Annotated in this window: 11 protein-coding genes; 8 read left to right on the top strand and 3 right to left on the bottom strand. The window is 70.4% G+C overall.

Annotation, left to right across the window (positions count from 1 at the left end; translation table 11 throughout):
- The first annotated feature begins 8 nt into the window (after positions 1–8).
- From P2T37_RS03155 to P2T37_RS03140, 4 genes are all read left to right on the top strand, one after another.
- On the top strand, positions 9–260 hold the full coding sequence (locus P2T37_RS03155) for a DUF3311 domain-containing protein (RefSeq protein WP_276235307.1): 252 nt from the start codon (positions 9–11) through the stop codon (positions 258–260).
- On the top strand, positions 257–1,756 hold the full coding sequence (locus P2T37_RS03150; protein ID WP_276235306.1) for a sodium:solute symporter family protein: 1,500 nt from the start codon (positions 257–259) through the stop codon (positions 1,754–1,756). Before P2T37_RS03155 ends, P2T37_RS03150 begins: the two co-directional genes overlap by 4 nt.
- A 158-nt stretch (positions 1,757–1,914) precedes the next feature.
- Positions 1,915–2,814 carry an HFX_2341 family transcriptional regulator gene (locus tag P2T37_RS03145; protein WP_276235305.1) on the top strand — a complete coding sequence of 300 codons (900 nt, stop codon included), beginning with the start codon at positions 1,915–1,917 and terminating at the stop codon, positions 2,812–2,814.
- 189 nt (positions 2,815–3,003) lie between these two features.
- A complete protein-coding gene (locus tag P2T37_RS03140; RefSeq protein ID WP_276235304.1) occupies positions 3,004–5,622 on the top strand; it encodes a valine--tRNA ligase in 2,619 nt (872 codons plus the stop codon).
- Positions 5,623–5,628: 6 nt separating this feature from the next.
- On the opposite strand, the gene P2T37_RS03135 is transcribed toward P2T37_RS03140, so the two are convergent.
- Together P2T37_RS03135 and P2T37_RS03130 are read right to left on the bottom strand one after the other, a co-directional pair.
- Entirely contained in the window at positions 5,629–5,847 is a 219-nt protein-coding gene (locus P2T37_RS03135; RefSeq protein WP_276235303.1) for a hypothetical protein, read from the bottom strand.
- A gap of 25 nt (positions 5,848–5,872) precedes the next feature.
- Positions 5,873–6,613: a DUF1405 domain-containing protein gene (locus P2T37_RS03130; protein WP_276235302.1), complete on the bottom strand. Its 741-nt coding sequence runs from the start codon at positions 6,611–6,613 to the stop codon at positions 5,873–5,875.
- A gap of 98 nt (positions 6,614–6,711) precedes the next feature.
- Between P2T37_RS03130 and pdxS the strand changes: the two genes are divergently transcribed.
- Positions 6,712–7,617, top strand: a complete 906-nt coding sequence (pdxS, locus tag P2T37_RS03125) for a pyridoxal 5'-phosphate synthase lyase subunit PdxS (RefSeq protein WP_276235301.1) — start codon at positions 6,712–6,714, stop codon at positions 7,615–7,617.
- A gap of 144 nt (positions 7,618–7,761) precedes the next feature.
- Here the strand turns inward: pdxS and P2T37_RS03120 are convergent, their stop codons facing one another.
- The gene (locus P2T37_RS03120) at positions 7,762–8,640 is read right to left on the bottom strand and encodes a homoserine kinase (protein WP_276235300.1); all 879 of its coding nucleotides are present in this window, start codon (positions 8,638–8,640) and stop codon (positions 7,762–7,764) included.
- A gap of 105 nt (positions 8,641–8,745) precedes the next feature.
- Between P2T37_RS03120 and P2T37_RS03115 the strand changes: the two genes are divergently transcribed.
- Genes P2T37_RS03115 through P2T37_RS03105 form a run of 3 tightly spaced genes read left to right on the top strand, consistent with a single transcriptional unit; the run spans position 8,746 to position 11,886 of the window.
- A complete protein-coding gene (locus tag P2T37_RS03115) occupies positions 8,746–9,102 on the top strand; it encodes an Hsp20/alpha crystallin family protein (RefSeq protein WP_276235299.1) in 357 nt (118 codons plus the stop codon).
- A 1-nt stretch (position 9,103) separates the two neighbouring features.
- Complete coding sequence (locus tag P2T37_RS03110) at positions 9,104–10,765, top strand: ABC1 kinase family protein (protein WP_276235298.1); 1,662 nt, start codon at positions 9,104–9,106, stop codon at positions 10,763–10,765.
- Between the two features lie 44 nt (positions 10,766–10,809).
- Positions 10,810–11,886 carry an aminotransferase class I/II-fold pyridoxal phosphate-dependent enzyme gene (locus P2T37_RS03105; protein WP_276235297.1) on the top strand — a complete coding sequence of 359 codons (1,077 nt, stop codon included), beginning with the start codon at positions 10,810–10,812 and terminating at the stop codon, positions 11,884–11,886.
- Positions 11,887–11,912 lie beyond the last annotated feature (26 nt).

Below are 11,912 nucleotides of genomic sequence, written 5' to 3'. Positions count from 1 at the left end.
GAACAGAGATGTCCATCGAGACACGAACCGTCGAACGTTCGCCGCTGGCCGCGGCGCTGTGGGGGGCCGCACTGCTGGCCGTGGCCCTGTTCGCCGTCCCGTGGTTCCTGTGGCGCTCCGACGCCGTCGCGTACGGGCTTCCCGTCTGGCTGTGGTGGCACATCGGCTGGATGCTGCTCGCGTCGGCCGTCTTCTACGCGTTCGGCCGTTACGCGTGGGGACTGGGCGTCGAGCCGCGCGACGACGGGGTGGAGCCGTGAGCCTCGCCGTCCAGCTGGGCGTGCTCGGCGCGTACCTCCTCGTCGCGCTCGCCGTCGGCGTCGTGGCCTACCGGCGCACCGACCGCCGCGCCGAGGACTACTACCTCGCGGGCCGGACGCTCGGCACCGTCGTCCTGCTGTTCACGACGTTCGCGACCCTCCTGTCGGCGTTCACCTTCTTCGGCGGCCCGAACGTCGCCTTCTGGGCCGGGCCGGAGTGGATACTCGTCATGGGGCTGATGGACGGGGTCCTGTTCGCCCTGCTGTGGTACGTCGTCGGCTACAAGCAGTGGCTCGTCGGGAAGGAACACGGCTACGTGACGCTCGGCGAGATGCTGGGGGACCGCTTCGGGTCGACGCGCCTGCGGGGCGTCGTCGCGGGCGTCTCCATCCTGTGGCTGTTCCCGTACGTGATGCTCCAGCAGATGGGCGCGGGGACGGCCGTCGTCGGTCTCACGGACGGCGCGGTCCCCTACTGGGCCGGCGCGGCGCTCATCACCGTGTTCATGGTCGGCTACGTCGCCCTCTCGGGGCTCCGCGGCGTCGCGTGGACCGACACCCTCCAGGGCGTGTTCATGCTCGGCGTGCTGTGGCTCGCCGTCGGGTGGATCGCGACGAGCGCCGGCGGCATCGGCGCGCTCACGGCCGGCATGGCCGAGGCGAACCCCGAGTTCGCCGCGCTCGGCGGCGGCCTCTACTCCGTGCAGTACGTCGTCGGCACGGCCGTCGTCATCGCCTTCGGCGTCGCGGCGTTCCCGCAGGTGAACCAGCGCTTCTTCATGGCCGACCGCGTCGAGACGCTGAAGCGCTCGTTCGCGCTGTGGCCCGTCCTCGTCCTCCTGCTGTTCGTTCCCGCGTTCCTGCTCGGGTCGTGGGCCGTCGGCCTCGGCATCACCGTCCCCGAGAACAGCAACGTCCTCCCCGTCCTGCTGAACGAGTACACCCCGGCGTGGTTCGCCGCGGCCGTCGTCGCGGGCGCGCTCGCGGCGATGATGTCCTCTTCCGACTCGATGCTGCTCTCGGGGTCGTCGTACCTCACGCGGGACCTCTACCGACCGTTCGTCGCGCCGGACGCGGGCGACGAGCGCGAGTCGTGGGTCGCCCGGGTCGGCGTCGCCGCCTTCGCCGTCGGCACGTTCGTCGCCTCGCTGTTCGCGCAGGGGGGCGGCCTCGACGCCATCATCACCGTCGGCGACACGGCCTTCGGCGGGTACGCGCAAGTCACGCTCCCGCTCCTGTGTGCGCTCTACTGGTCCGGCACGACCCGTACCGGGATGCTGACCGGCGTGGTCGCCTCGCAGGCGCTGTACCTCGCGCACGTGTTCGTCCCCTCGGTGACCGTGATGGGGACGACCCTGCTCGGCGACACCTACCTGACGTGGGACTTCGCGCTGTGGTGTATGCTCGCCTCGCTCCTCGTGACGGTCGGCGTCTCGGCGCTCACGACGAACGCCCCCGAGGAGAACGCCGCGAAGTTCGGCGTCCGGGCCGACTGACGGCGCGGGCGGCGACGGCGCACGACCGCGGACGCCTCATATCGCCGCGCGCGCTACTGTCACCGGGGAGTCGCCGGGCGCCGAACCCCCCTACCCGTTTTCCCCCTTCGCGGCCGGCGGTCCCCCGTCTTTATCCCCCGTACCACACACCTGCGGGTATGCAGACCCACATCGTCCCGGTCGGGTTCGACTACGACCGGCTCATCGCGCCGCTGGTGCGCGACCGCCGCACCGTCGACCGGGTCGTCCTCCTGGAGGGCGCGGTCGGCAGCGAGGCGAACGTGGAGTACTCGCGGAACCTCGGCGCGAAACTGGAGAAGGACTTCCGCAATCTCTTGGGCGCGGAGACGGAGCGGTACGGCGTCGCGGACGTGTACGACTACGGCGCGGCCTTCGAGCAGGCGTTCGACCTCATCAACGCCGAACTCGACGCCGGCAACGAGGTGTGGGTGAACGTCTCCTCGATGCCCCGCGTCGTCTCCTTCGCCTTCGCCACCGCGGCCCACTCCATCGCCGTCGAGCGCGCCGACGACCGCGACCGCGTCCACACCTACTACACGGCCCCCGAGAAGTACCTCGAAACCGAACTCGCGGAGGAACTCCGGGCGGGCGCCGACCTGCTCGCGGACGTCCTTGACGGCGAGGCCGACGACGAGCGCGTCGCCGAGCGGCTCGACGCGGCCCGCGACCTCCTCGCGGAGTTCGACGAGCGCGGCACCACCATCGGCGCGAAGGAGCTCGGCGGGAGCCACATCGTCGAACTCCCGGTCGCCTCCTTCTCGAACGTGAAGCCGTTCGAGGAGCTCATCCTCTTCACGCTGGGCGACCACGGGGAGTTCGAGTCCGTCTCGGAACTCGCGGGGACGCTGGCGCGCGAACTCGGCGAGGAGTACACCGACTCGTTCCGCTCGAAGGTCATCTACAACGTCGACCGCCTCGGTCCCGGCGGGAAGGGGTACATCGAGCAGGAGGAGCAGGGGAAGTCCTACCGGACGCGGCTGTCGCGCATCGGGGAGCTGTGGGTGCGCTCCCACACCGCCGACGGCGAGGGGGAGTGACACGCCGACGAAACGCCTAAGCGGCCCGCACGGCTTTTTGCCTCCATGCCCGCGCTCTCGCCCCGGTTCGCTCCCGCGGAGCCCGCGGTCCGCGCCGTCGTAGGCCCCTCGTAGGGCCGCACACACTTCCTTCCGACCGTCGTCCCGTTTCCGAACAGCCTAAGCGACGCACACCTCTCCACCCACACAATGAGTACACCCGACGCGACCGAGGAGGACCCCCTCGCCGGCGCGTACGACCCCGACGCGGTCGAGCCGACCTGGCAACAGCGCTGGCTCGACGAGGGGACGTACGCCTACCGCGACGAGGCCGAGGACCCCAACACCGTCTACAGCATCGACACGCCGCCGCCGACCGTCAGCGGGAGCCTCCACATGGGCCACCTGTACGGTTCGACCCTGCAGGACTTCGCGGCCCGCTACCACCGGATGGCCGACGCGGACGTGTTCTTCCCGTTCGGCTACGACGACAACGGCATCGCCTCCGAGCGACTGACCGAGCGCGAACTCGGTATCCGCCACCAGGACTACGAGCGCCGCGAGTTCCAGGAGCTCTGCCGCGAGGTCTGCCGCGAGTACGAGGCCGACTTCACGGAGGAGATGCAGTCGCTCGCCGTCTCCGTCGACTGGGACCACACGTACAAGACCATCGAGCCGCGCGTCCAGCGGCTCTCGCAGCTCTCCTTCGTCGACCTCTACGAGCAGGGCCGCGAGTACCGCGAGCGCGCGCCGGCCATCTGGTGTCCCGACTGCGAGACCGCCATCTCGCAGGTCGAGACGGAGGACGCCGAGCGGGACGCCCACTTCAACGACATCACCTTCGAACTCGTGGACGGCCCGCGCGACGAGGTCACCATCGCCACCACGCGTCCCGAGCTGTTGCCGGCGTGTGTCGCGATGTTCGTCCACCCGGACGACGACCGCACCGACGACCTCCCCGGCTCGACGGCGCGCGTCCCGCTGTTCGGCCACGAGGTCCCCGTCTACGAGGACGAGCGCGTCGATATGGAGAAGGGGACCGGCGTCGTCATGTGCTGTACCTTCGGCGACCAGACGGACATCGAGTGGTACCAGGCCCACGACCTCGACCTCCGGGTCGCCATCGACGAGTCCGCGACGATGACCGAGGAGGCCGGCGAGTACGAGGGCATGTCCACCCACGAGGCCCGCGAGGCCATCGTCGATGACCTCGACGCGGCGGGCCACCTGGTCTCCCGCGAGGCCATCGTCCACGACGTCCAGGTCCACGAGCGGTGCGGGACGGACATCGAGTTCCGCGTCACCGACCAGTGGTACGTCGAGGTCCTCGACCGGACGGAGGAGTACCTGGAGGCGGGCCGCGAGATGGACTGGTACCCCGAGAAGATGCTCACCCGGTACGAACACTGGGTCGAGGGGCTCGAATGGGACTGGTGTATCTCCCGCCAGCGCGACTCGGGCATCCCGTTCCCGGTCTGGTACTGCGGCGACTGCGGCGAGACGATACTCGCTGAGAAGGCCGACCTGCCCGTCGACCCGCTCTCCGACGACCCGCCGGTCGACGCCTGTCCCGCCTGCGGCGGCTCCGAGTTCACGCCCGAGGAGGACGTCTTCGACACGTGGGCCACGTCGAGCCTGACGCCGCTCGTCAACGCCGGGTGGGACTGGGACGACGACGCCGAGGAGTACACGATGGAGCACCCCGAACTGTACCAGTTCGACCTCCGGCCGCAGGGCCACGACATCATCTCCTTCTGGCTGTTCCACACCGTCGTCAAGTGCTACGAACACACCGGGGAGGTCCCGTTCGACGCGGTGATGATAAACGGCCACGTCCTCGACGAGAACCGCGAGAAGATGTCGAAGTCGAAGGGGAACGTCGTCGAGCCGCAGGCCGTCCTCGACGAGTTCCCGGTCGACGCCACCCGCTACTGGGCGGCCGGAACCGCCGTCGGCGACGACTTCCCGTTCAAGGAGAACGACCTCGTCACGGGCGAGAAGCTGCTCCAGAAGCTCTGGAACGCCTCGAAGCTCGTCCGCTCGCTCGCCGATGAGTCGCCCGAGGAGCCCGACGAACTGGCCGCGATGGACGAGTGGCTGCTGGCGTCGCTGGACGAACTGACCCGCGAGGTCACCGACCACTTCGAGGCCTACGAGTTCTCGAAGGCGCGCGACCGGCTCCGGGCGTTCTTCTGGAACACGTTCTGCGACGACTACCTCGAGATCGCGAAGCAGTCCGACGCCGACTCCACGCCGTTCGCGCTCCGGACGGCCCACGAGCGGTTCCTGAAGCTGTTCGCGCCGTTCCTCCCGCACATCACGGAGGAGCTGTACCGGGAGCTGTACGCGGACTCGTCGGTCCACCGCGCCGACTGGCCGGAGCCGTCGGGCTACGAGGCGGACCGCGAGGCGGGCGAGACGGCCCTCGAAGTCATCGCCGCCCTGCGCGGCTACAAGACGGACAACGGGCTGGCGCTGAACGCGCCGCTCGACGAGGTCGCGGTGTACGGCGACATCGGCGGCTTCGAGGACGCCGTCGCGGGCGCGATGCACGTCGGCACGCTCGAACGGCTCGACGAGGCGCCGGCACTCTCGACCGAGGTCACGGGCGTCGACCTCGACTACTCGCTGGTCGGCCCGGAGTACGGCAGCAAGGTCGGCGACCTCGACGCGGCCATCGCGGCCGGCGAGTTCGCCGTCTCGAACGGACGGCTCCACGTCGCGGACGAGGTGCTCGACGCGGAGATGTTCGAACTGGAGGAGGCGCGAACGTTCGCCGGCGAGGGCGACTTCGTCGAGACGGACAACGCGGTCGTCATCGTCCGCTGAGACGGCTCAGACGAACTGGATGGCGAGCGCGCCCAGCCCGCAGCCGGCGAGTAGGTAGCCGAACCGCCTGACGCGGGTGGCGCTACGGTCGCGCCGGCGGACGGTCGCGTCGGCCCACACGTCGGGTCGGAACCGTCGGTAGATGTCGTGCGGGCGACGGACGCTGACGCTCCCGAGGAGGAGCCACGCCGCCCCGACCGCGAGTATCGGGATGTCGAGGGCCATACCGACGGGGCGGCCGCGTCCCGAATTACGCTTGTGGCCGCCTGTCACGCAGCTTCCACGCCCGCGTCGCCAGCGCGAGGAACACACACGTCATCGTCAACACGACCGCACACGCCGCCGCGAGGTCGTGCGCCGTGGTCGTGTGGTCGAGGACGCCGCCGACGAGTTCGCCCGAGAGGTAGGTGTGGTGTGGCTCGCCGACCACGGGGACGAAGTAGTCAACCACGTCGTTGAGCCCGTACCAGACGAGCGCGACGGCGACGGCCCGCACCCGGAAGTCGGCGAGACGGTGGAGCAGGAACGCCTGCACGACCATCGCGGCGTGGCTCCAGATGAGGAACTGGTAGAGCCACGTCGGCGTCGCGCCCTGCCCGTTGACGAACAGCTGGACGAACGGGGTCCACGCCCCGAGCTTGATACAGCCGAAGAAGGCGAGCGCCGCGAGGTACTCCGAGTGCCTCCCGAGCCGCCACGCCGCGAGCGCCAGCGCGATGAACAGCGTCGCGAGCGGGGAGTCGGGGACGAACGCCCACATGACGGGCTCGGTGCCGGCGAACTGGAAGCGGTAGTACCAGAAGCCGAACGCCGTGCCCGCGAGGTTCGTCAGGACGACGAGCCAGACGACGCGGAGGCCGAACGCCTCCAGCCACGAGGGGAGCGGCGCGAGGTAGCGCGGGAGCGCGTCGGCGTCCGGTATCGGGTCGTCGCCGCCGGGGACGTACCGGGCCGCGAGCGCGTTCAGGCGTCGGCCGAGCCGCTCGAACATATCCCGGGGTCGGCGCGCGAGGGCAAAAACGCCCCGAAGCCGGCCGCGTCGCCCCCGGAAGGACACGGGTTAAGTGCGTCCCAACCCAAGCTTCGGGCATGTCCGAGACCGATATCGAGGAGCTCCGACGCGGCACGGACCTCGTGAAGCGGGGCTTCGCGAAGATGCAGAAGGGCGGCGTCATCATGGACGTCGTCACGCGCGAGCAGGCCCGAATCGCCGAGGACGCCGGCGCGGTCGCCGTGATGTCGCTCGAAGCCGTCCCCGCCGACATCCGCAAGCGCGGCGGCGTCGCGCGGATGGCCGACCCCGGCATGCTGGAGGAGATAATCGACGAGGTCTCGATTCCGGTGATGGGGAAGGCTCGCATCGGCCACACGGCCGAGGCGCAGATACTCGAGGCGACGGGCGCCGACATGGTCGACGAGTCCGAGGTGCTCACGACCGCCGACGAGCGCTACCACATCGACAAGCGCGACTTCACCGCGCCGTTCGTCTGCGGCGCGCGCAACCTCGGCGAGGCGCTCCGGCGCATCGACGAGGGCGCGGCGATGATCCGCACGAAGGGCGAGGCCGGCACGGGCGACGTGAACCAGGCCGTCACCCACCAGCGCAACATCCAGCGCGCCATCCGGAAGCTCTCCGGCATGAAACACGAGGAGCGCGACGAGTGGGCCCGCGAGCACGAGGCCCCCCGCGACCTCGTCCACGAGACGGCCGACATGGGCCGGCTCCCGGTCGTCAACTTCGCGGCCGGCGGCATCGCCACGCCCGCCGACGCCGCGCTGATGATGCAGCTCGGCTGTGACGGCATCTTCGTCGGCTCCGGTATCTTCGGCGCGGAGAACCCGCAGGCGATGGGCGAGGCCATCGTCGCCGCGGTCAACAACTACGACGACCCGGACACCCTGAAGGAGATCGCCAAGTCCCCCGGCAAGGGCATGAAGGGGATGGCGAACGAGACGATGGACGAGGAGGAGAAGCTGCAGGGTCGCGGCGTCTGAGTCGGCTTTCGGTTCCTTCTGTTTTCTCGGCTCCTGAAGTCCAAGTACGGAGCCGCGGCCACCCCCCGCGTGACCTGACGAGTCGCCCGCGGTGCCCGGGGCGGGAGCGCGACGACGCGCCGCGAGAACGGAGTCGCCTGTTCGCTACAGCACGGTCGCGCCGTCGCCGATCTCGGTGCGGAAGGCGCGCGCCTCCACGCCGGCGTCGGCGAAGGCGTCCAGCATCGCGAGCGCCACGTCCCGGCTGTCGGTCTCGTCGCGGCAGGCCGCGAGCATCGCGGGGCCGGCCCCGGAGATGGTGACGCCGGTCGCGCCGGCGTCGAAGGCGGCCTCGCGGACGCCGTCGTAGCCGTCGATGAGCCGCGCGCGGGCCGGGGTCACGACGGGGTCGTCCATGCCGCGCCCGACGAGTTCGGGGTCCGAGCGGGCCATCCCCGCGGTGAGGGTGGCGGCGTTGCGCACCGTCTCGACGACCTCCGAGAGCCGCGCGCCGTCGGGAACGACGCGGCGCGCGTCCCGCGTCGAGACGACTATCTCGGGCAGGCACGCCACGAGCGGCACGTTCGCGTCGATACAGGTGACGCCGTCGTCGCGGGCGATGGTGAACCCCCCGAGAATCGAGGGGGCGACGTTGTCGGCGTGGGCGTCGCCGGAGACGACGGCCTCGCCCTCCGCGGCTATCGGGACGAGTTCCTCGCGGGTGTAGCCGCGGTCGTACAGTTCGTCGAGCGCCACGGCGGCGGCCGCGGCGCTCGCGGCCGAGGAGCCGAGGCCCGAGGCCGGACGGATTCCCTTGTCGATGTGGATGTGCGCCGGCGCGTCGAGCGCCTCGGCGACGGCCCCGACGGTGTTCTTCCCGGGGTCCTCGGGGATGAACTGCGAGCCGACGCCGGTCACCTCGATGGTCGTGCGGTCGGCCTTCTCGACGCTCACCACGTCGGCGGGCCGGTCGAACGCCACCCCGAAGGTATCGAATCCGCTGCCGAGGTTCGCGCTCGTCGCCGGGGCCCGCACGCGGAGCATACCCCGGTCGTGGGGGTGGCTCCGGATAAAGCTACCCGAAGGCGCGACCCTCGCGCGCCCGCCGCTACCGGGGGGTTTTTCGCCCGCCGGGGCGTATCTCGGGCCATGACTGCGTTTCGCGAGGCGTTGCGCGACCTGCCGGAAGCGGTGTTCGCCGACCTACTGGAGGGCGACGACGCCTACCGGCTCGTGCTCGACCTGCCGGGCGTCTCCGCCGAAACCGTGGACGTGACGGTCGAGGGGGGACGCCTCCGAATCGAGGCGCGCCGCGGCAAGGACGTGCCGGCGGAGTTCCGCTACCTCTCGGAGGACCGCTCGCTGTTCCTCGACGCCGAGTTGCCCCTCCCGCCGACGGTCGACGGCACCGACGCGTCCGGCTCCCTCGACCGCGGCGTCCTGACGCTGACGCTGCCGAAGTCGGCCGCGACCGGCGGCACCAGCGTCCCGGTCGACGACGCCTGACGTGGCCGTCCTCCGCGCGTACCGTCGGTTCGTCGTCGTCGCGTACCGCTTTCTCCCGATACTGTTCGCGTACGCCCGCGACCGCCGGCGGTTCCTGCTGTTCGGCGGGAGCAGAGAGGTCACCCCGGAGATGCGTCGCGAGCGCGCCCGGGCCCTGCTCGACGCGCTGTTGCGGCTCGGCCCGACGTTCATCAAGCTCGGCCAGCTGCTCTCGACGCGCCCCGACGTGCTCCCGCCCGAGTACATCGAGGAGTTCGAGGAGCTCCAGGACCGCGTGCCGCCGGCCCCGTGGGACGAGGCCCGCGAGGTGCTGGAGGGCGACCTCGGCCCCGTCGGGGAGGCGTTCGACGAGTTCGACACCGAGGCGATAAGCGGCGCGTCGCTCGGGCAGGTGTACGTCGCGGAACTCGACGGCGAGCAGGTGGCCGTGAAGGTGCGCCGCCCCGGCGTCGAGGAGCTCGTGGAGGCGGACCTCCGCGTCATCGACTTCTCGCTCCCCCTGCTGATGCGGTTCGTCGACGACGCGCGCTCCTTCTCGATGGAGACGCTCGCCAACGAGTTCTCGAAGGTCATCCGCGAGGAGATGGACTACGGCCGCGAGCGCGAGATGCTCCGCGAGATCCGCGCGAACCTCGCCGACGAGCCGGAGGTGCGCGTCCCCGACGTCTCCGAGCCGTACTCCTCCGAGCGCGTGCTCACGATGGAGTACGTCCCCGGCACGAAGATCAACGACATCGACGACCTCGACGCGCTCGGGGTCGACCGAACGCGGCTCGCCGAGACGCTCCAGCGCGTCTACCTCAAGATGATCGTCGAGGACGGCGTCTTCCACGCCGACCCCCACCCGGGCAACCTCGCGGTGCAGGACGACGGGACGCTCGTCTTCTACGACTTCGGGATGAGCGGCCGCGTGGACCCGTTCATCCAGGAGAAGATCGTGGACTTCTACATGGCCGTCGCCCGGCAGGACACCGACGCCATCCTCGACACGCTCATCGAGATGGGGACGCTGTCGCCGGAGGCCGACCGCGGGACGATGAGCGACGTGATGGAACTGGCCATCGCGGACGCCCGCGGGGAGGACATCGAGCAGTACCGCGTCCAGCAGATCGTCTCGCAGGTGGAGGACACCATCTACGAGTTCCCGCTCCGCCTGCCGCCGAACCTCGCGCTCGTGCTCCGGGTCGCCACCGTCGTCGAGGGGGTCTGTGTCACCCTCGACCCGGACTTCGACTTCATCGAGGTGGCGACCGACTACCTCGGGGAGGAGGGGTACATCGAGGCCGGCATCCGCGAGGGCGTCGAGGAGTTCGGCGGCCAGCTCTCCCGGACGACGCAGGCGCTGTTCGAGGTGCCGCCGAAGCTCGAATCCGTCCTCGCCACCGTCGAGCGCGGCGACCTCGAAGTCGAGGTCGGGTTCCCCGACGACCCGCCGCTCCTCCGAAACCTCGCGCTCCGGCTCATCTACGGCATCCTGCTCGCCTTCTCGCTCCCCTCGACGGCGCTTTTGTACACCTTCGCGCCCGTCGAGGCGGCCGCCGCGGGGCTCGGCGTCTCCGTGGCGCTGTCCGTCCTGCTGTGGCGCTCCTTCCGGGAGGAGCAGGGCATCGGCGCGACCCCGCAGTTCACCCGACAGAGCATGCGCCAGCGCCGCGACGAGTAGGCGGCGTCCCACAGCGCTATACCCTCCGCGTCGAACGACCGGACATGCACATCGAGCCGTTCGAACTCGAACGCTTCTTCGACCGCTACGAGCACGGCGCGGACCTGATGCTCGCGGAGTCGGGCATCCAGTCGCGCGACACGTCGGAGTTCGACACCGACCCCGGCGAACTCGGCTACGTCATCCCCACCGGCGGCGACCCCGCGTTCCGGGAGACTATCGCCGACCGCTACGGGCGGGGTCCCGACGAGGTACTGTTCGCCTGCGGCGCACAGGAGGCGAACTTCGTCACGTTCGCGGCGCTGATGGGGGAGCACGCGGTCACTGTCACCCCGACCTACCAGTCGCTCCACGCCGTGCCCGACGCCTTCGGCGAGGTGACGACGGTTCCCCTCGACCCGCCGGCGTGGGACCTCGACCTCGACGCCGTGCGGGACGCGATGCGACCCGACACCGAGGTGCTCGTCGTCAACAACCCGAACAACCCGACAGGGCGCTACCTCCCCGAGGAAACGGTCCGCGCGCTGTACGATATCGCCGCGGACAACGACACCTACCTGCTCTGTGACGAGGTGTACCGCCTGCTCGCCGAGGACCCCCTGCCGCCCGTCGCCTCGCTCGGCGAGTACGGTATCTCGACCTCGTCGGTCACGAAGTCGCACGGGCTGGCCGGCTGTCGGTTCGGGTGGGTCGCCGCGAACGAGGACGTCGTCGAGGCGGCCGCGTCGTGGAAGGACTACACGACCATCTCGCCGTCCACGTTCGGCCAGCACGTCGCGAAGCAGGCCATCGAGCGCGAGGCCGAACTGCTCGCGGAACATCGCGCACAGGCGGCCGACCACCGCGCCCGCGTCGGCGACTTCCTCGCCGAGCACGGCCTGTCGTGGCGCGAGCCGACGGGCGTGAACGGCTTCCCGACCGTCCCCGACGGGTTCGACTCCGCGCGCGACTTCTGCGTGACGCTCGTGGAGGAGGAGTCGGTCCTGCTCGCGCCGGGCGACGCGTTCGGCGTCCCCGACCGCTTCCGCATCGGGTTCGGGCTGGCGACCGCGGAACTGGAGGAGGGGCTCGCGCGCGTCGGCGACTTCCTCGACCGGCGGGAGACTCAAGCCGGCGTTTGAGCTTAGGTCGGGCCTTTATCCGTGGG

Origin of the sequence: Halosegnis marinus (assembly GCF_029338355.1) — an archaeon.
Taxonomy (GTDB): Archaea; Halobacteriota; Halobacteria; order Halobacteriales; family Haloarculaceae; genus Halosegnis; species Halosegnis marinus.
Note: the sequence above shows the minus strand (reverse complement) of the source record. Positions and strands in the feature narration are given on the sequence as shown.

What these genes read in the sequence shown, in the direction of transcription:
- P2T37_RS03155 (WP_276235307.1), top strand. Translation starts at nt 9, where the DNA reads ATGTCCATCGAGACACGAACCGTCGAACGTTCGCCGCTGGCCGCGGCG.
- P2T37_RS03145 (WP_276235305.1), top strand. Translation starts at nt 1,915, where the DNA reads ATGCAGACCCACATCGTCCCGGTCGGGTTCGACTACGACCGGCTCATC.
- P2T37_RS03115 (WP_276235299.1), top strand. Translation starts at nt 8,746, where the DNA reads ATGACTGCGTTTCGCGAGGCGTTGCGCGACCTGCCGGAAGCGGTGTTC.
- P2T37_RS03135 (WP_276235303.1), bottom strand. Translation starts at nt 5,847, where the DNA reads ATGGCCCTCGACATCCCGATACTCGCGGTCGGGGCGGCGTGGCTCCTC.
- P2T37_RS03130 (WP_276235302.1), bottom strand. Translation starts at nt 6,613, where the DNA reads ATGTTCGAGCGGCTCGGCCGACGCCTGAACGCGCTCGCGGCCCGGTAC.
- pdxS (WP_276235301.1), top strand. Translation starts at nt 6,712, where the DNA reads ATGTCCGAGACCGATATCGAGGAGCTCCGACGCGGCACGGACCTCGTG.
- P2T37_RS03120 (WP_276235300.1), bottom strand. Translation starts at nt 8,640, where the DNA reads ATGCTCCGCGTGCGGGCCCCGGCGACGAGCGCGAACCTCGGCAGCGGA.
- P2T37_RS03140 (WP_276235304.1), top strand. Translation starts at nt 3,004, where the DNA reads ATGAGTACACCCGACGCGACCGAGGAGGACCCCCTCGCCGGCGCGTAC.
- P2T37_RS03105 (WP_276235297.1), top strand. Translation starts at nt 10,810, where the DNA reads ATGCACATCGAGCCGTTCGAACTCGAACGCTTCTTCGACCGCTACGAG.